A 17,043-nucleotide genomic window follows, 5' to 3' on the forward strand; every position below is an offset into this window, starting at 1 on the left:
GCGTTGAGGAAATAAATGGTCAGACGAAGCCGATGGCGCCCAGCACCGCACCGGCACCGAGCAGCCACAGCAGATGGATGCGCGTGCGCCAGACGATAAGCGCGGCCGCGCCGGTCAGCAGCCACAGGTGCCAGGCGGGCGCATTGCCGGCATGGTTTCCCGCCGCCAGCACCCAGCCGGTGGCGATCAGCAGTCCCACCACCACGGGCGCCATGCCCTGCTTGAAGGCACGCACCTCGCGGCGGGTGCGGTTGCGGTGGCCCCAGCGCGTGGCGAAGTAGGTGAGGGTGGTGCTCGGCAGCATGATGCCGACCATGGTGACGAGCAGCCCGAAGAAGCCCAGCAGCCACGCCCCCGGCCCGCCGCCGATGCCGCCGCCCGCGTTGAGCCCGACGTTCCAGCCCATCAGCGCCACGAACAGCACGTTGGGCCCCGGCGCTGCCTGCGCGATGGCCACGGAGGAGCTGAATTGCGCGTCGGTGAGCCAGCCGTGCTGCGCCACCAGGTAGCGGTGCATGTCGGGCACCGTGGTGATCGCGCCGCTGATCGACAGCAGCGAAAGCAGCATGTACTGCCCGAAGAGGGCCAGCCAGTCGTGCCAGTGCATCGCGATGGTCATGCCGGTATCTTCTTCCAGGTCCACACGCAGGCCACGCCGCCGAGCACCAGCAGCACCCAGCCGAGCGGAATCTTGAACAGCGCGATGGCGCAGAACACCAGCGCCATGAATCCCAGGCAGGTGGCAAAGCCCAGCGGGTGCTTGCGCAACTGCGGCACCAGCTTGATGCCGGTGGCCGCGATCAGCCCGCCCGACACCGCGCCCATGCCCCGCAGCGCGGCCGCCACCTGCGGGTTGCCGGCGTAGTGGGCATAGAGCACGGCCAGCGCGAGGATGACGACGAGCGGAATGGCCAGCATGCCCGCCACCGCCGCCAGGGCGCCGCGCAGCCCGAAGTAGCGGTCGCCGATCATCAGGGCGAGGTTGATCACGTTGGGGCCGGGCATCACCTGGGCGACGGCCCAGTCCTCGAGGAACTGCTCGGGCGTGAGCCATTTCTTTTTCTCGACCATCTCGCGCTGCACGATGGCCAGCACGCCGCCGAAGCCTTGCAGCGCCAGCCAGGTGAACGAAAAGAACAGGTCGCGCGGCGACTGCGGCTGGGCTGGTGGAGACGGGTGCATGTGGAGCGATTATCGTAGTCAGGCTTTCAACGCGCCGGGCATCGTACTGACAAGATCCCGGACGCCTCCACAGGGAAACTACAACCATGCTCATGCAACTACGCGCGCTCTTCGACCTTTGCAAGAAGGCCTTCAACTCCTGGTCGAACGACTACGCGCCGAGCATGGGGGCCGCGCTGGCCTACTACACCGTGTTCTCGATCGCGCCTCTGCTGCTGATCGTGATCGCCGTGGCCGGGCTGGTCTTCGGCCAGGAGGCGGCGCGCGGGGAGATCTTCGCGCAGCTCTCGGGGCTGATGGGCGAGCAGGGCGCGGCGGCGGTCCAGGGCATGCTGAAGGCCGTCAACAAGCCCACCGAGGGCGTCGTGGCCACGGTCATCGGCATCGGGCTGCTGGTGGTCGGCGCGACCACCGTGTTCGGCGAACTGCAGGACGCGCTCGACCGCATCTGGCGCGCGCCGGCCCGCGTCAAGAACAGCGGCCTGTTCAACATGCTGCGCGTGCGGCTGCTGTCGTTCAGCATGATCATGGGCATCGGCTTCCTGCTGATGGTGTCGCTGGTGGCCAGCGCGGCGCTGGCGGCGCTGGGCAAGTGGTGGTCGCCGATGTTCGGCGCCTGGGAGACCACCGCGCAGGTGGTCAACTTCGTCTTCAGCTTCGCGATGGTGACGGTGATCTTCGCGATGATCTACAAGATCATGCCGCGCGCCAAGGTGCAGTGGCGCGACGTGTGGGTGGGCGCGGCGGTCACCGCGCTGCTCTTCACCGTGGGCAAGCATCTGATCGGGCTGTACATCGGCAAGAGCAGCGTGGCCTCGGGCTATGGCGCGGCGGGTTCGCTGGTGGTGGTGCTGGTATGGGTGTATTACTCGGCGCAGATCTTCCTGCTGGGCGCCGAGTTCACATGGGTCTATGCGCGCACCTACGGATCGATGAAGGACAAGAAGGGCGCGACGGAACTCAATCCCTCGCCGACACGCGACGTGCCGCTGGCGCAGAACGACAACTGAGCGGGTCAGCCCGCGAAGCCGCCCTGGTCCAGGAACTCCTGCTCCTGCGCAGTCGATTCACGCCCCAGCATCCTGTTGCGGTGCGGAAAGCGGCCGAAGCGCGCGACGATGTCGCGGTGCAGCACGGCAAAGCGCTGCGTGTTGGCGTCCAGCGCGGCATTGAGTTCGACCGAGCGCTGCTGCTCGGCCAGCACCTCGGAGTGCATGAACGGCAGGTAGAAAAAAGGCCGCAGTTCGGCGGCAACCTGCTGGTCGAGCCCGGCGGCCACCGCTTGCTTTGCCACTGCCAGGGCCCTGCCGTCGGTGGCGAGCATGTGCGGGTTGTTGCGCCAGGCGTTGCGGGGGAACTGGTCGAGCAGCACCAGCAGGGCCAGCGCGCCTTGGGCGTCCTGCGCCCAATCATCGAGTTCGCCGCGGGCCGCGGCCTGGTGGGCGTCGGCAAAGCGGGCGATGAAGGCGGCGTCGAATTCGTCGTTCTTGGCAAACCAGCGTTCAGGGCCGGCGTCGCGCCAGAAGTCGGCCACTTCTCGGGCCGTGGGAAGCGGGGTGGGGGTCGGAGAACTCATCGCCGGATTGTCTTTCAGGCCGCTTTCCGGGCGCCTGGTGCCGGGGGAAGTCGGGGCGATGGCCGACAAGACAAGTGCCGCCGTGCTGCCTATGCTGTGGTCGCTTACACAACCCAGGAGATAAAGCTCATGACCAAATATGGCACCTTTTTGCGCGCAGCCCTCATTACAGGCGTGGCCAGTGCCGCGCTGGTCGGCTGCGGAATGATGTCGAAGTCGAACGTCGCGAGCTTCAGCGGCGCGATGAATGCGGCCAGCGAAGTCCCGCCCAACATGACGCGCGGCAGCGGCATGGCCGAGGCCTGGCTCGACCGCGACACCAACGTGCTCAAGTACAAGATCACCTACACCGGCCTGAGCGGCCCCGCCACCATGGCGCACTTCCACGGCCCCGCCGCCGCGGGTGCCAACGCCGGCGTGGTGCTGCCCTTTGCCAATCCGGCGAGCCCGATCGAAGGCCAGGCCACGCTCACTCCGGCCCAGGCCGCCGACCTGAGTGCTGGCAAGTGGTACGCCAACGTGCACACCGCGGCCAACCCCGGCGGCGAGATTCGCGGGCAGATGCTGCCGAAGATGTGATTTCGCCAGGGGCAAGACCCCTGGTCAGGTTGGTGTCGTGGAGCTGGGGTCAAATGAACGCATGACGACGACACCACCCAAGAAAAAAACCCGTGGCGCCTCCTTTCAGTCCTCTCAGTCCTCCCAGCCCCTGAACCCTTTTGCTTCGCGCCGCGAAGACATGCGCACCGCCCGCAAGGCGCTGGTGCTGCAGGGTGGGGGCGCGCTCGGCGCCTACCAGGCCGGCGTGTTCGCCGCGCTCAGCGAGACCGAACTCGAGCCGCACTGGATCGCCGGCGTTTCCATCGGCGCCATCAACGCGGCGCTGATCGCAGGCAATGCCCCGGAAAAGCGTGTCGACCGGCTGCGCGAGTTCTGGCACCTCGTGTCTTCCGGAGCTTCGCAGCGCCTGCCTTCGTGGCTGGGCGACCGGGCAGCTCAGAACCAGTACAGCGCCACCATGGCTTCGCTGGTGGGCATTCCGGGCTTCTTCGAGCCGCGCTACTCGCCAGCCCTGCTGATGGGCGGGGCGGCGCCGCTGCTCAGCTACTACGACACCTCGCCGCTGAAGTCCACGCTGGAGCGCCTCGTCGATTTCGACCGCATCAATGCCTGCGAGGCGCGCTTCAGCGTGGGCGCTGTCAACGTGCGCACCGGCAACTCGGTGTACTTCGACAACACGCGCCAGTCCATCGGGCCGGAGCACATCATGGCCAGCGGCGCATTGCCGCCCGGCTTCGCGCCGGTGAGCATCGACGGCGACGACTACTGGGACGGCGGCATCGTGTCGAACACGCCGCTGCAGTACGTGCTGGACCTGCATCCGCGCACCGAGCCGCTGGTGGTGCTGCAGGTCGACCTGTTCAACGCGCGCGGTGAAATGCCCCGCACCATGGCCGGCGTGCTGGAGCGCCAGAAGGACATCACCTACTCGAGCCGCACCCGCATGAACACGGACGCGCTGGCGGCCAACATGAACCTGCAGCAGGCCATTGCCGACCTCATCACCAAGCTGCCCGCCAGCCTGCGCAACGACCCGAGCGTGCTGGCGGTGCAGTCGCAGCTGACGCACGAGCCGATCGACATCTTCCATCTGATCTACCGCGACAAGCCCTACGAGCTCGAATCGAAAGACTACGAGTTCTCGCGCGCCGCCGTCGAGGAGCATTGGGAGTCCGGCGTGCGCGACATGCGCAGCACGCTCGCGCACCCCGAACTGCTGCGCGCCGACGCCACCGTCAACGGCGTGACCACTTTCGACCTCGGCGAGCACGGCTCGGGGCGCGTGAAGCGGCCCGGCCTTGCACGATGAACGGCGTATCCGGAGAGTTCAGCCTCGACTAAGAAACCAGCGCCAGACTGGGCCCGTCACTTCAACAGGAGGAAATGTTCGTGAACATTGAAGACGTGCGACGAACGGCATTCGCGATGCCGCTGACGAGCCCCGCCTTTCCGCCCGGACCCTATCGCTTCGTGCGGCGTGAATTTCTCATCGTCACCTACCGCACCGACATGGACGCCCTGCGCGCCGTTGTGCCGGAGCCGCTGGAGGTGGTCGAGCCGCTGGTCAAGTACGAGTTCATCCGCATGCCCGACTCCACCGGCTTCGGCGACTACACCGAATCGGGCCAGGTCATTCCGGTGCAACTGCGCACCGCCAAGGGCGTGGAGAAGGGCGCGTACGTGCACGCCATGTACCTCAACGACCATCCGCCCATTGCCGGCGGCCGCGAGCTCTGGGGCTTTCCCAAGAAGCTCGCGTCGCCGGTGCTCGACTATGAGACCGACGTGGTCGTCGGCACGCTCGACTACGGCAAGGTGCGCGTGGCCAAGGCCACCATGGGCTTCAAGCACCGCGCGCTCGACCCGGAGCCCATCCTCGCGGGCATCGCGCAGCCCAACTTCCTGCTCAAGATCATTCCGCATGTGGACGGCACGGCGCGCATCTGCGAGCTGGTGCGCTACCACATGGTCGACGTGACGCTGCACGGTGCCTGGGGCGGCCCCGCGTCGCTCGAGCTGCATCCGCATGCGCTGGCGCCGGTGGCCGACCTGCCGGTGTTGAAGGTCGAGTCGGCCGTGCACTACATCGCCGACATGACGCTCGCGCTGGGCACGGTCGAGCATGATTACCTCGCCTGATTTCCGCACTCATCTTCCAACCCAACTCTCTCAAGGAACGCTCACCATGCAACTCAAGGACAAGGTCGCCTACATCACCGGCTCGGCCAGCGGCATCGGCAAGGAAATCGCCATCTTGTTCGCCCAGGAAGGCGCGAAGATCATCATTGCCGACCTCAACAAGCAGGCTGCCGACGCCACCGCGGCCGAGCTCAAGGCCTCCGGCGCGCAGGCCATCGGCGTGGCGGTCGACGTGACCAACGAAGACCAGGTGAATGCCTCGGTGGAAGAGGGCGCGAAGGCCTTCGGCGGCATCGACATCCTCATCAGCAACGCCGGCATCCAGATCGTGCATCCGGTGGAAGAGTTCAGCTTTGCCGACTGGAAGAAGATGCTCGCCATCCACCTGGACGGCGCGTTCCTCACCACCAAGGCCTGCCTGAAGCACATGTACGCGCAAGGCCGTGGCGGCAGCGTGATCTACATGGGCTCGGTGCACTCGAAGGAAGCTTCGCTGCTGAAGGCGCCTTACGTCACCGCCAAGCACGGCCTCATCGGCCTGGCCAAGACGGTCGCCAAGGAGGGGGCCAAGCACGGCGTGCGCGCCAACGTGATCTGCCCGGGCTTCGTGCGCACGCCGCTGGTCGAGAAGCAGATTCCCGAACAGGCCAAGACGCTGGGCATCAGCGAAGAGGAAGTCGTCAAGAACGTGATGCTCAAGGAAACGGTCGATGGCGAATTCACGACCACGGAAGACGTGGCGCGCGTGGCGCTGCTGTTCGCGGGGTTCCCGACGAATGCGCTGACGGGCCAGTCGCTGGTCGTGAGCCACGGCTGGTTCATGCAGTGAGTTTCTCCCTCCCCCGGCGGGGGAAGGAGCAAGACCAACCAACTACAGCTTCAGCTCCCAGGTCTCGCCCACCTGCGGCGAGCCGTAGCCCTCGTGCGGCTCCGACTGCGTGAGCTGGAACCCGCGCTTGGCGTAGATGCCGCGAGCAGCCGCCAGGCAGCTGTTGGTCCACAGCACCATCTTTTTGTAGCCCTTGAGCCGCGCGAAGGCGATGCACTCGTCGACCAGCTTGCCGCCGAGCCCGAGGCCGCGCGCACCGGGCGTCAGGATCAGCATGCGCAGTTGCGCCACCGTGGCCGACTTGCGCACCACGAAGATCGCGCCCACGCGCTCGCCGTTGAGTTCGGCGATCCAGCAGCGCTCCCATTCGGGTTGGAACTTCAGCAGGAACTCGCTCGCGATGCCGGCCACGAGCGCCTCGAACTTGCTGTTCCAGCCGTATTCGCGCGCGTAGATCTCGCCGTGCTGCTGTACCACCCAGCCGATGTCGCCGGGCGCCGGGTCGCGAAGGATGGCGGCCTGGGGCTTGGGCGGCGCGGCATCGGGGTCGAGGAGGGACTGCATCGTGCCCATGGCCTGAACCAATTGCTGGCGCTGCGACGGCGCGAGCGGATCGAGCAGCGCGGCGGCTTCCTCGCGCGACTTCTGTTGCAACGGCGCAAATGCGGCGTGGCCGGCTTCGGTCAGGTGCAGCACGCTCTGGCGCGCATCGCGCGGATGGGGCTCCCGGGTGAGCCAGCCTTCGGATTCGAAGCGGCGCAGGATGCGGCTCATGTAGCCCGCATCGAGCCCGAGGTCGCGCCCGATCTCGCTGGCGACCGCGGTTTCGCGGTGGGCCAGCTCGTACAGCACGCGCACGTCGGTCAGCGACATGGGGCTGCCGAGGTACGGATCGAGTGCGCCGATGCGGCGCGTATAGAAGCGGTTGAACTGCCGGATCGCCTTGACGGCGGCGGGATCGACGGGAGTTGAAGTCGTGGACATGCTTGCCATTGTCATTTGATTGATTGACTTTGGCAACCAATCGAAGTCCTGCCGACGGCATGGTCACAGGATGTTTAGAGCGACAGGGGAGGTGGAAAACCCTAAAATCGAGGGTTGCCCACAACGGCGCGCCCAAGGCGCCGACTGCCCCCACCGATGAACGCCCCCGTCGACGTCTCCTTTTTCGCGCGCGCCGCCAAGCCGCTGACCAGCTACCGCAAGTACTGGGCGGCCCGTTTCGGCACGGCCAAGTTCCTGCCGACCTCGCGCAAGGAAATGGAAGCGCTCGGCTGGGACAGCTGCGACATCATCGTGGTCACGGGCGACGCCTATGTCGACCATCCCAGCTTCGGCATGTCGGTGATCGGCCGCATGCTCGAGGCGCAGGGCTTCCGCGTGGGCATCATCGCGCAGCCCGACTGGCAGAGCGCCGAGCCCTTCAAGGTGCTGGGCAAGCCGAACCTGTTCTTCGGCGTGACCGCCGGCAACATGGATTCGATGATCAACCGCTACACGGCCGATCGCAAGATCCGCAGCGACGATGCCTACACCCCCGGCGACGTCGGCGGCTCGCGCCCCGACCGCGCGGCCATCGTGTATTCGCAGCGCTGCAAGGAAGCCTGGAACGACGTGCCGATCATCCTCGGCGGCATCGAAGGCAGCCTGCGCCGCATTGCCCACTACGACTACTGGTCGGACAAGGTGCGCCGCTCCATCGTGGTCGACGCCAAGTGCGACCTGCTGCTGTACGGCAACGCCGAGCGCGCCATCGTCGAGATCGCGCACCGCCTGGCCGCCAAGGAGCCGGTGCAGCAGATCACCGACGTGCGCGGCACCGCCTTCGTGCGGCGCGAAACCCCCGACGGCTGGTTCGAGATCAACTCCACCAGCGTGGATGAACCAGGCCGCGTCGAGGCGCACGTCAATCCGTATCTGATGGTGTCCGACCAGGCCAAGGCCAACGGCGCCACCTGCGCCAAGGAAGACGAGGCGCAGGCCGTCGCCAAGGCCGCGGAAGCCGCCGGCCCGGCAGGCGCCTCGGTGGTCAACCCCGCCATCAAGCCGCTGAACTTCGTGCCGAACCCAGCGCTGCAGCCGCGCGGCAAGATCAGCGTACCGCCGCGCGACCGTTCCGTGATCCGCCTGCCGGCTTACGAGCAGGTGCGCAGCGACCCGGTGCTCTACGCGCACGCCAACCGCGTGCTGCATCTGGAGACCAACCCCGGTAACGCCCGCGCGCTGGTGCAGGCGCACGGCGAAGGCGCCACGGCGCGCGACGTGTGGATCAACCCGCCGCCCATTCCGCTCACCACGGCCGAGATGGACTACGTGTTCGACCTGCCGTACGCCCGCAGCCCCCATCCGCGCTACGCCGACGAGAACGGCAGCCACGACGGCGCCACCAAGATCCCCGCGTGGGAAATGATCCGCTTCAGCGTGAACATCATGCGCGGCTGCTTCGGCGGCTGCACCTTCTGCTCGATCACCGAGCACGAGGGCCGCATCATCCAGAGCCGCTCCGAAGACTCGATCATCAAGGAGGTCGAGGCCATCCGCGATTCGGTCAAGGGCTTCACCGGCACTATCTCCGACCTCGGCGGCCCCACGGCCAACATGTACCGCATCGGCTGCAAGTCGCCCGAAATCGAATCGGCCTGCCGCAAGCCGAGCTGCGTGTACCCGGGCATCTGCCCGAACCTCAACACCAACCACGACCCGCTGATCAAGATCTACCGCCGGGCGCGTGCGTTGAAGGGCATCAAGAAGATCCTCATCGGCTCGGGCCTGCGCTACGACCTGGCTGTGCAGTCGCCCGAGTACGTGAAGGAACTGGTCCAGCACCACGTGGGCGGCTACCTGAAGATCGCGCCCGAGCACACCGAGCAGGGCCCGCTCACCAAGATGATGAAGCCCGGCATCGGCAGCTACGACAAGTTCAAGCAGATGTTCGAGAAATACTCGGCCGAGGCGGGCAAGAAGCAGTACCTCATTCCGTACTTCATTGCCGCGCATCCGGGCACCAGCGACGAGGACATGATGAACCTCGCCATCTGGCTCAAGAAGAACGGCTTTCGCGCCGACCAGGTGCAGACCTTCTACCCGTCGCCCATGGCCACCGCGACGACGATGTACCACACCAACAAGAACCCGCTGCGCAAGATCACGCGCGAGAGCGAGACGGTGGACATCGTGCGTGGCGACAAGCGCCGCCGCCTGCACAAGGCCTTCCTGCGCTACCACGACGCCAACAACTGGCCGCTGCTGCGCGAGGCGCTCAAGAGCATGGGCCGTGCCGACCTGATCGGCAACGGCAAGCACCACCTCATTCCGACCTGGCAGCCGCTGACCGACGGCGGATACACGAGCGCGCGGCGCAAGAATTCGACCGCTGCGCCGGCCACCGCCAAGGCCGCACCGGTCAAGCTGGCACCGGTGAAGCCTTCGAAGGGCCGCATCCTCACGCAGCACACCGGCCTGCCGCCGCGCGACAACGGCTCGGGTTCGAGCTCGCGCAAGCCATCGGGCGGTCCGGTGCGCGGCAACATCCGCAAGCCGCGCTGAGCCGCGCGAGCCGCATCGCGTCAGAAGACCGCGAAGCAATCCTTGCCGCGGCTTTTGGCGACGTAGAGCGCTTCGTCGGCAGCTCTCATCAATTCGGAAAACGACTGCTCATCGCTCATTCTTGAAATGCCGACGCTGGCGGTGATTTTTCGGTCGAGCACGTCCAGTTCGCGTATCCGGGCCAGGATCTGGGTGGCCACCGTGGCCGCCCGCTCTTCGCCTCCCTGGGTAAGGAAGATTCCGAACTCCTCGCCCCCCAGCCGCCCGCATGGCTCATCCGCGACGGATCGGCGGATGGCTTGAGCTACCTGCCGAAGGACTTCGTCGCCCATCGGATGGCCGAAATCGTCATTGATGCGCTTGAAGTTGTCGATGTCGAGCATGAGCAGGCAAGCGGAACTCGCATCGCTTGACTTCTGGGCTTCATCGACATCGCTCAGGAACTTCCTGCGATTGCCGATGCCGGTCAGCGCATCGGTGAAGGCCAGATCCACGAGCTTGTCGCGAAGCACAATGCTTTGGCGATGGATTCGGGCGAAGAGTGCGTTCAAGAACACGCCGACCATGATCGCGGCTGACATTGAAAGCCATGCCCATTTCACATCTCCGCCGAATGGCGCATTTATCAGCGACCCTTTGCCGAAAATGAGCCAAATGCCGATGGACACGATGATGTATTCGCTGGTCCGGGAAAAGACGGGCGCTACCGCCAGAGATACGCCGATGCTCAGCACCGCCATCCAGTGATTTCTATTGATGCTGGGTTCGGCCAGCAGCGTGAGCGCAATGCATAGCAGCCAGACGGTCGTGATGGAAAAAAATGAGAAAAATGCTATTTTCCAGCTTGCAAAAACCGAGGTGACGGTAAGGGCCGCAAGCAAAATTATCCATCGATGGTCGTATTGATAGGATTCATCCGCAAGAATCCATACCATTGCAACCAGAACCATGCCGCCCAATTGCATTCCGAGCGACAGAGGCTTGATAAGCAATCGGAATTCATTCACTCGTGTGTCTTCGTTTTTCATGATCTGCGCAATCGCAAGGCTATCGGCGCATGCTATTGCACATGTTTTTCCAATTTTGACAGTTCGATCAGGTCATTCATGGGCACTGCCTTGGAAAAAAGGTAGCCCTGGCCGAATTTGATGCCCATTTTGACGAGTATTTCCAGCTGGGTTTCGGTTTCGACTCCCTCTGCGACAAGCCTGGCGCCGTATCTCGTCGCACTTTCCAGGGCCAGGCCGATTGCCTTGTTCATGCGCGGTTGTTCGATCATCGAGACCATTGCATAGTCGATCTTCACTTCGTCGAAGGGGATCTTGGCCAGGGTGGTCAGCGTGGAATATCCAGCGCCGAAATCATCGAGAGATAACCCGACACCCGCCGAATTCAATTTATGGATGTTCTCCTTCACGGTGTCGATGTCCGGTACCTGCCCGGATTCGATGATTTCAATCGATAGCATTTCGGAGGGCACACGGTAGCGATCCAGGCGATCCAGAATTCGCTCGCCGAAGTCCGGTACCGTGATGGATGCCGCGGATATGTTGACCGACAACGGGGTGTGAAAACCCTTGGCCATGCACTGGGCCAGTTCCCGAATCACCATTTCGACGGTACACCACTCGAGTTTCAGCAGCAGCTGGTAGCGGGTTGCAACATCCAGCACGTAAAGCGGGGACAGGGGCAGGCCTTCCGCGGAGTGCGCTCTCAGCAGCGCCTCGGCACCGCAGATCACCCGGGTCTCCAGGTTGAACTTCGGCTGGTAGTTCAATGGCGGATTGATATTGCGAATCCAGCCAATGATCAACTCGTGGACTTTTGCGTCCTTGTCAGCCTGGGCAGAAAAAGAATCGTGAAAATACCTGATCTGTTGATTGCTGCTCTGGAGCGCCAGGCTGATGTTTCTCAGAACGGATGAGGCGTTTGCGTCATCTGCCGTTCGCACATTCGTAACGCCGCAACGCAGTTGCACATTGGAGTAAGGGCCCCCGGCAACTTGCAGGTGCTCCATGACGTCGGCGTACAGACGAGGCACGAGCTGGCAATTTTCTATCTGGGCGACGCAGGTTTCCTGCACAACAAAGGCCAATGCCAGGTCGGACAATTGAAAGCAATTCGATTTCTCGTTCGAGGTCATCTTGAGGGTTTCTTGATTCGTCAACTGGCTCGCCAGACGGCCCCAGAATTTATCCGTCCAGTCGTGCCCCAGAATGCGGACCATTTCCTTGAGATTTCCGACCTCGAATGTGAGAAGCACATGCTGCGACTGGTTTTTGTGGAGAATTGTTTCAAGATACTCGCTCAATGCTCTTCTATTGGGCAGTCCGCTGAGAAGGTCCGTGCGGTACATTTTCATTCGCTGAAAATAGGAATCCCTGATATGTGCGTCCACGCGCAGCAAGGCTATGACGCAACCCAAAATGAAAAGTGAAGTGCTGAATCCGACTATCTGCAATGCAGTGACATGCGCACTCACCTTGGGCGGGACCAGTTTCAATAAGAATATGACGCCACTCGAAAACATGGAGCATGCTATTCGGGCGCTCCATATTTTCAATACTTCTTTCCACCCAAATTGCATCAGCGGCTTTTTGCTGTAGACGAAATGCGCGATGATGCCGCCCGCGGTGGTTATCGACATATCCAGCAGAAACGCTTCCACCTGGTTGAAGCCGCCAAATATGAGGCGCGCTGAAATCGTCAGGGCCAGCGTTATCGTTCCTCCTCTCCATCCTCCCAGCAGGCCTCCGAGGAAGAGCAGATCGGACGAGAGATAGGGCTTTGAGGGCAGGTTGAAAAATTGAGAGGACAGGGCGATCAGGGCGAAGCTGGTGATGCCGAAAACCGAGCCGTACAGAAGCGTTCTCGATTCGACTCTTTCGGTGGGTGTTCGGGAGAGCAGCAGGGTGATGCTCAATATTCCGAGGAGAGCCGCTGCCTGAAGAATCAGCAACGGGTAATTTGCCAGCTCGGCTTGCCAAGCGGCCATGAAAATTTCCTGCACTACGTCGTCCTCCAACGCAGGGTCTGGGCTACCGCTCCCGTCCCCGCGTTCGACAATATTTTTGAAATGGGTGCCGGGAGTCTTTCAACTCGTCGAGTTCCTGCACACCCGACATTTGTCCTTGATTCCGCCTGCCAGGAGGCCGTGAGCGCGTTTGCGGGCGCCAGTTCGTGCGTTCTAAGATGCGCGCCATGGCCCTGTACCGTTCTCCTCCTCCATCGACCCGCAGCTGAGGCGCGCGCCTTCCGGCGCAGCGCTCTGGCACACAAGTGGTCGCCGCTGTCCGCCTCGGGGCGCGACGCGGCATGGACGGTCATGCCCGCTTCCGGTCGCAGCCGATCGGCTCTGGCGGGCGTCATGGAGAACTTTCAACAATGAACGCAAGAATGTCTGTCGCCCTGGCCTGGGGCGGCGTGCTGCTGGCTGGCGCGCTGTGGGGCGGTGGTGCCCTGGTTGCGCAATTCCTGATCGAGGGCGGCATCGCGCCGCAGAGCCTGTCGCTGGCGCGCTTCGCGCTGGGCCTGCCGCTGCTGTGGTGGCTGCATTGGCGAACCCCGGCGAGCGCGCAGGGGCGGTGGGCCGACCTGACGGGCCTGGAGCGCCTGCAGCTGCTGGCAACCGGCGCCGCGATGGCGCTCAACGTGAGCTGCTGGTTCACGGGTATTTCCCATCTGGGTGCCGCGTTGCCGACCGTGATCTCGATCTGCTGCGCCCCGGTGATCGTCGCGCTGGTGTCGGTGCTGCGCGGCTACGAGCGCTTCGGCGCGCGCCTGCTCGCGGGACTGCTGCTCGCGCTTGCCGGGGTGCTGCTGCTGGTGATGCCGTCCGCGGGGTGGGGGCCGCTCGCGCCGGGGCATGCGGCCGGCGTGGCCTGGTCTCTGGCCTCGGCCTTTTGCTATGCGATGGTGGTGCTGGGCAACGCGCGCATGCCGGCGAGGGTGCCGGCCGCCACGGCATCTGCCTGGGGCATGACGGCCGCGGCCGCATGCATGCTGGCTGTTGCGTGGCCCGGCGGCATCACCTGGCCCGAAGGCGGCGCGCAATGGCTCGCGGTGGGCTATACGGGCGTGGTGACGACCTCGGTGGCGTACCTGGCCTTTGCCTGGGGCGCGCGGCGACTGTCGCCGACCTCGGCGGTGATCGGCACGCTGGTCGAGCCGCTGGTGGCCGCTCTGCTGGCCGCCGCGTTGCTCGCCCAGCCGATGGCGCCGCGCCAGTGGGCGGGCGCGGTGCTGCTTGCGGGCGCGATGTTGCTGCTGGTGCGGCGCGGCAGATCCGCGCAGGCCGACTGAAGGCACGCCTGGACCTTCCGTTGTATGGTGTGGCCCCATGAGCAGTTCGCCCCACCTGCCGGTTCCATGGTTGCGCTCCTTCACGGGCGCGCTGCTGATCGCAGCTTCGTCGGCGGGGCTTGCCGCCCCGCCCGAATCGCCAGCCGCCCAGACGCTGCGTGCCACCCACCAGCGCCTGAGCGACAGGCTCGAGCACAGCAGCTTCGGGCGTCCAGTGCAGATCGACTCCTTGGAGACGGCCGACGGCCTGCAAGGCGACGTCTATGCCCTGGTCGACCATCCGCTGCAGGAGATCAGCAGCACGCTCAAGGGATCGGCCCATTGGTGCGAGGTGCTGACCCTGCACATCAACAACCGGCGCTGCACGGTGGCCAGCGGGCCGCAAGGACGCGACCTGATCACGCTCTACGTGGTGCGGCGCTACGACAAGCCGATCGACCAGGCCTTCGAGCTGCCGTTCGTCTACCGCGTCGCGGGTGCCTCGCCGGAGCATCTGTCGGTCGAACTGTCGGCCGAGAGCGGGCCGCTGGGCACGAGCAACTACCACGTCAAGCTCGAGGCCCTGGCGCTGGACGAGCACAAGAGCTTCCTGCACTTCAGCTACAGCTACGACCACAACGCGATGGTCCGGCTGGGCACCATGGCCTACCTCGCGACCTTCGGCAGCGACAAGGTGGGCTTCACCGTGGTCGGCAAGACGCCGGAGGGCCAGCCCGACTACATCCGCGGCCTGCGCGGGCTGGTGGAACGCAACGCGATGCGCTACTTCCTGACGCTGGACGCCTACCTCGCGGCACCCGGCTCCGACCAGTCCGACCGCCGCCAGCGCCGCTGGTTCGCCGCGGCCGAGCAGTACCCGCGCCAGTTGCACGAGGTCGACCTCGACACGTATCTCGCGCTCAAGCGCGAAGACCGGCAGCGCGACGGCGTGGCGACGCGCTGAATCGGCCCGATCATCCGTCCAGCGTGAGCAGCGGCACGTCGCGCTCACGGGCCATGGCTTCGAGTTCGGCGCGGGTGCGCGTTGCCAGCCAGTCGGCCAGCGCCTCGTGCGTGGCCGGCGCCATCATGTCGCGCGAGCCAATCTCCGCGGCCTCGCAGAGCCGGGCCGCGAAATGCGGCTCGAGCGCAGCCACCGCCACCCTGCCGTCGGCGCAGGGGTAGACGCGGTAGCCCGCGTGCGCGCCGCCGACCGCGCCCGAAGGCTGCGTCAGGCCCCAGGCGCGGGGCAGGGCCAGCCAGTCGGCCGATGCGTTCAGGGCGACTTCGAGGTACACGCCGCCGGCCTTGCGCGACCGCAGCAGCATCGCCTTGAGCACCGCCTCGCTCGCGAGCAGGGCGCCGCCCATGTCGGCGTAGAGCGTGGGCGGCAACTCGGTGCCTGTCACGAGCCCGCTTTCCGCGAGGTAGGTCAGGTCATGGCCCGGCTCCTCGGCGCGTTCGCCCGGCGCGCCGACGATGGCGACCTGCGACAGCCTCGGGTGGCGCGCATGCAGCGCCGGCCAGTCGAGCCCGAGCTTGGCCAATGCGGACGGGCGGAACGAGGTCAGCAGCACGTCGGTCGCCGCGAGCTCGGCATGCAGTTGTTCCTGCCCGGCTTCGCTCTTCAGATCGACCGCGCGGATCTCGACGCCCTCGTGCAGTGCCGCGTAGGCCGGCCGGTTGTACAGCGCCATCGGATCGCCGCCGGGCGGCTCCAGCTTGAGGCAGGCGGCGCCCATGCCGCGGCACCGCAGCAGCGCGGCCGGGCCGGGCAGGTTCAGCGCAAGGCTCAGGACGCGCACGCCCTCCAGCGGTGCGGCGTGGTCATGGGCGGGGCTTGTGGAATCGGGCATCGGCTGTTGTCTCCAGGAAACTCGTTTCGCACATTCTCACCCGGGGCGCGGGGTGCACAGGAGCCACTTCCCGCAAGCCGGAATGCAGGCCCGCGCGTAGCATGTGCCGGTGGCAGCCAACTCCCTTGCCGCTGCCCCGACCACATGCAAACGACAGGAGACGAACCATGTTTGAAGCTTCCCTGATGAGCGGCCAGCGCATTCTCGTGACCGGCGGTGGCACCGGCCTGGGCCGCGCGATGGCCGAGCGCTTCCTGAGCCTGGGCGCGGACGTCGCCATCTGCGGGCGGCGCCAGTCGGTCTGCGAGGAAACGGCCGCGCAATGGCGCCAGCAGTTTCCGGGCCGGCGCATCGACACCTTCGGCGTCGACATCCGCATCGCGCAGCAGGTCGACGAAATGGTCGAGAGCCTGTTCCAGAGCGGCGGCCTGACCGGGCTGGTCAACAACGCGGCGGGCAACTTCGTCTCGCCGACCGAGAACCTCTCGCCGCGCGCCTTCGACGCCATCGCCAACATCGTGTTCCACGGCAGCTTCTACGTGACGCAGGCCGTGGGCAAGCGCTGGGTGGCGCAGGCCAAGGCGGGCGAGTGGAAGCAGGGCGACGCCTTCCGCAGCGTGATGAGCATCATCGTCACCTGGGTCGACAACGGCAGTCCTTACGTCGTGCCCTCGGCCATGAGCAAGGCCGGCATCGAGGTGATGACCAAGTCGCTCGCGGTGGAGTGGGCGCGGCACGGCATCCGCCTGAATGCGGTCGGCCCCGGCGAGATTCCCACCGAAGGCATGAGCAAGCGCCTGAACCCCGGCGAAGAGCCCGGCGCGCGCAGCAAGCAGACCAACCCGATGGCGCGCACCGGACGCATGAGCGAGCTGCAGAACCTGGCTTCTTTCCTGATGGCGCCCGGCCAGTGCGACTGGCTCACCGGCCAGAGCATCATGATGGACGGCGGCAACGCCCTGGCCACCGGCGGCAATTTCTACGAACTGCGCCAGTGGAGCGACGCCGACTGGCAGGCCGCGCGCGAACGCATCGAGGCGCAGAACCAGAAGGACAAGGCGCAGCGCTGACGG

The 17,043-nt window shown here is 65.3% G+C and carries 16 protein-coding genes; 9 read left to right on the top strand and 7 right to left on the bottom strand.

Annotated features, from left to right (window positions below; translation table 11 throughout):
• Window positions 1–19: 19 nt before the first annotated feature.
• On the bottom strand, window positions 20–619 hold the full coding sequence (locus C4F17_RS03180) for a chromate transporter (RefSeq protein WP_081269124.1): 600 nt from the start codon (window positions 617–619) through the stop codon (window positions 20–22).
• The gene (locus tag C4F17_RS03185; protein WP_081269125.1) at window positions 616–1,182 is read right to left on the bottom strand and encodes a chromate transporter; all 567 of its coding nucleotides are present in this window, start codon (window positions 1,180–1,182) and stop codon (window positions 616–618) included. The genes C4F17_RS03180 and C4F17_RS03185 overlap by 4 nt, the downstream gene beginning before the upstream one ends.
• An 86-nt stretch (window positions 1,183–1,268) precedes the next feature.
• Here C4F17_RS03185 and C4F17_RS03190 point away from each other — a divergent pair, with 86 nt between their 5' ends.
• Window positions 1,269–2,192, top strand: a complete 924-nt coding sequence (locus C4F17_RS03190) for a YihY/virulence factor BrkB family protein (protein WP_172839879.1) — start codon at window positions 1,269–1,271, stop codon at window positions 2,190–2,192.
• Window positions 2,193–2,197: 5 nt separating this feature from the next.
• Here the strand turns inward: C4F17_RS03190 and C4F17_RS03195 are convergent, their stop codons facing one another.
• The gene (locus C4F17_RS03195) at window positions 2,198–2,758 is read right to left on the bottom strand and encodes a DUF924 family protein (RefSeq protein WP_106934251.1); all 561 of its coding nucleotides are present in this window, start codon (window positions 2,756–2,758) and stop codon (window positions 2,198–2,200) included.
• 129 nt (window positions 2,759–2,887) lie between these two features.
• Here C4F17_RS03195 and C4F17_RS03200 point away from each other — a divergent pair, with 129 nt between their 5' ends.
• The 4 genes from C4F17_RS03200 (at window position 2,888) to C4F17_RS03215 (ending at window position 6,287) form a co-directional block, all read left to right on the top strand.
• The gene (locus tag C4F17_RS03200) at window positions 2,888–3,337 is read left to right on the top strand and encodes a CHRD domain-containing protein (RefSeq protein WP_081269127.1); all 450 of its coding nucleotides are present in this window, start codon (window positions 2,888–2,890) and stop codon (window positions 3,335–3,337) included.
• Between the two features lie 160 nt (window positions 3,338–3,497).
• Window positions 3,498–4,628 carry a patatin-like phospholipase family protein gene (locus C4F17_RS03205; RefSeq protein WP_106934252.1) on the top strand — a complete coding sequence of 377 codons (1,131 nt, stop codon included), beginning with the start codon at window positions 3,498–3,500 and terminating at the stop codon, window positions 4,626–4,628.
• 80 nt (window positions 4,629–4,708) lie between these two features.
• Complete coding sequence (locus tag C4F17_RS03210; protein ID WP_106937422.1) at window positions 4,709–5,458, top strand: acetoacetate decarboxylase; 750 nt, start codon at window positions 4,709–4,711, stop codon at window positions 5,456–5,458.
• A gap of 46 nt (window positions 5,459–5,504) precedes the next feature.
• Window positions 5,505–6,287 (top strand): 3-hydroxybutyrate dehydrogenase, encoded by a 783-nt coding sequence (locus C4F17_RS03215; RefSeq protein ID WP_106934253.1) that lies wholly within the window; start codon window positions 5,505–5,507, stop codon window positions 6,285–6,287.
• A 42-nt stretch (window positions 6,288–6,329) separates the two neighbouring features.
• On the opposite strand, the gene C4F17_RS03220 is transcribed toward C4F17_RS03215, so the two are convergent.
• Window positions 6,330–7,280 (bottom strand): bifunctional helix-turn-helix transcriptional regulator/GNAT family N-acetyltransferase, encoded by a 951-nt coding sequence (locus C4F17_RS03220; RefSeq protein ID WP_106934254.1) that lies wholly within the window; start codon window positions 7,278–7,280, stop codon window positions 6,330–6,332.
• Window positions 7,281–7,427: 147 nt separating this feature from the next.
• Between C4F17_RS03220 and C4F17_RS03225 the strand changes: the two genes are divergently transcribed.
• Complete coding sequence (locus C4F17_RS03225; protein ID WP_106934255.1) at window positions 7,428–9,833, top strand: YgiQ family radical SAM protein; 2,406 nt, start codon at window positions 7,428–7,430, stop codon at window positions 9,831–9,833.
• A gap of 20 nt (window positions 9,834–9,853) precedes the next feature.
• On the opposite strand, the gene C4F17_RS03230 is transcribed toward C4F17_RS03225, so the two are convergent.
• Together C4F17_RS03230 and C4F17_RS03235 are read right to left on the bottom strand one after the other, a co-directional pair.
• The gene (locus tag C4F17_RS03230) at window positions 9,854–10,861 is read right to left on the bottom strand and encodes a GGDEF domain-containing protein (RefSeq protein ID WP_106934256.1); all 1,008 of its coding nucleotides are present in this window, start codon (window positions 10,859–10,861) and stop codon (window positions 9,854–9,856) included.
• A 32-nt stretch (window positions 10,862–10,893) separates the two neighbouring features.
• On the bottom strand, window positions 10,894–12,828 hold the full coding sequence (locus C4F17_RS03235; RefSeq protein WP_106934257.1) for an EAL domain-containing protein: 1,935 nt from the start codon (window positions 12,826–12,828) through the stop codon (window positions 10,894–10,896).
• Between the two features lie 401 nt (window positions 12,829–13,229).
• Here C4F17_RS03235 and C4F17_RS03240 point away from each other — a divergent pair, with 401 nt between their 5' ends.
• Together C4F17_RS03240 and C4F17_RS03245 are read left to right on the top strand one after the other, a co-directional pair.
• On the top strand, window positions 13,230–14,135 hold the full coding sequence (locus C4F17_RS03240) for a DMT family transporter (RefSeq protein WP_234382515.1): 906 nt from the start codon (window positions 13,230–13,232) through the stop codon (window positions 14,133–14,135).
• 37 nt (window positions 14,136–14,172) lie between these two features.
• Window positions 14,173–15,078, top strand: a complete 906-nt coding sequence (locus C4F17_RS03245; protein ID WP_106934259.1) for a hypothetical protein — start codon at window positions 14,173–14,175, stop codon at window positions 15,076–15,078.
• 10 nt (window positions 15,079–15,088) lie between these two features.
• Here the strand turns inward: C4F17_RS03245 and C4F17_RS03250 are convergent, their stop codons facing one another.
• Complete coding sequence (locus C4F17_RS03250; protein WP_106934260.1) at window positions 15,089–15,970, bottom strand: CoA transferase; 882 nt, start codon at window positions 15,968–15,970, stop codon at window positions 15,089–15,091.
• Between the two features lie 167 nt (window positions 15,971–16,137).
• Between C4F17_RS03250 and C4F17_RS03255 the strand changes: the two genes are divergently transcribed.
• Window positions 16,138–17,040, top strand: coding sequence for an SDR family oxidoreductase (locus C4F17_RS03255; protein WP_081269137.1), 903 nt, complete (start codon window positions 16,138–16,140; stop codon window positions 17,038–17,040).
• Window positions 17,041–17,043: the final 3 nt, after the last annotated feature.

This window comes from Variovorax sp. PMC12 (assembly GCF_003019815.1).
Lineage (GTDB): Bacteria > Pseudomonadota > Gammaproteobacteria > Burkholderiales > Burkholderiaceae_C > Variovorax.

What these genes read in the sequence shown, in the direction of transcription:
- C4F17_RS03180 (WP_081269124.1), bottom strand. Translation starts at nt 619, where the DNA reads ATGACCATCGCGATGCACTGGCACGACTGGCTGGCCCTCTTCGGGCAG.
- C4F17_RS03195 (WP_106934251.1), bottom strand. Translation starts at nt 2,758, where the DNA reads ATGAGTTCTCCGACCCCCACCCCGCTTCCCACGGCCCGAGAAGTGGCC.
- C4F17_RS03185 (WP_081269125.1), bottom strand. Translation starts at nt 1,182, where the DNA reads ATGCACCCGTCTCCACCAGCCCAGCCGCAGTCGCCGCGCGACCTGTTC.
- C4F17_RS03245 (WP_106934259.1), top strand. Translation starts at nt 14,173, where the DNA reads ATGAGCAGTTCGCCCCACCTGCCGGTTCCATGGTTGCGCTCCTTCACG.
- C4F17_RS03215 (WP_106934253.1), top strand. Translation starts at nt 5,505, where the DNA reads ATGCAACTCAAGGACAAGGTCGCCTACATCACCGGCTCGGCCAGCGGC.
- C4F17_RS03255 (WP_081269137.1), top strand. Translation starts at nt 16,138, where the DNA reads ATGTTTGAAGCTTCCCTGATGAGCGGCCAGCGCATTCTCGTGACCGGC.
- C4F17_RS03190 (WP_172839879.1), top strand. Translation starts at nt 1,269, where the DNA reads ATGCTCATGCAACTACGCGCGCTCTTCGACCTTTGCAAGAAGGCCTTC.
- C4F17_RS03250 (WP_106934260.1), bottom strand. Translation starts at nt 15,970, where the DNA reads ATGCCCGATTCCACAAGCCCCGCCCATGACCACGCCGCACCGCTGGAG.
- C4F17_RS03205 (WP_106934252.1), top strand. Translation starts at nt 3,498, where the DNA reads ATGCGCACCGCCCGCAAGGCGCTGGTGCTGCAGGGTGGGGGCGCGCTC.
- C4F17_RS03235 (WP_106934257.1), bottom strand. Translation starts at nt 12,828, where the DNA reads ATGGCCGCTTGGCAAGCCGAGCTGGCAAATTACCCGTTGCTGATTCTT.
- C4F17_RS03240 (WP_234382515.1), top strand. Translation starts at nt 13,230, where the DNA reads ATGTCTGTCGCCCTGGCCTGGGGCGGCGTGCTGCTGGCTGGCGCGCTG.
- C4F17_RS03230 (WP_106934256.1), bottom strand. Translation starts at nt 10,861, where the DNA reads ATGAAAAACGAAGACACACGAGTGAATGAATTCCGATTGCTTATCAAG.
- C4F17_RS03220 (WP_106934254.1), bottom strand. Translation starts at nt 7,280, where the DNA reads ATGGCAAGCATGTCCACGACTTCAACTCCCGTCGATCCCGCCGCCGTC.
- C4F17_RS03225 (WP_106934255.1), top strand. Translation starts at nt 7,428, where the DNA reads ATGAACGCCCCCGTCGACGTCTCCTTTTTCGCGCGCGCCGCCAAGCCG.
- C4F17_RS03200 (WP_081269127.1), top strand. Translation starts at nt 2,888, where the DNA reads ATGACCAAATATGGCACCTTTTTGCGCGCAGCCCTCATTACAGGCGTG.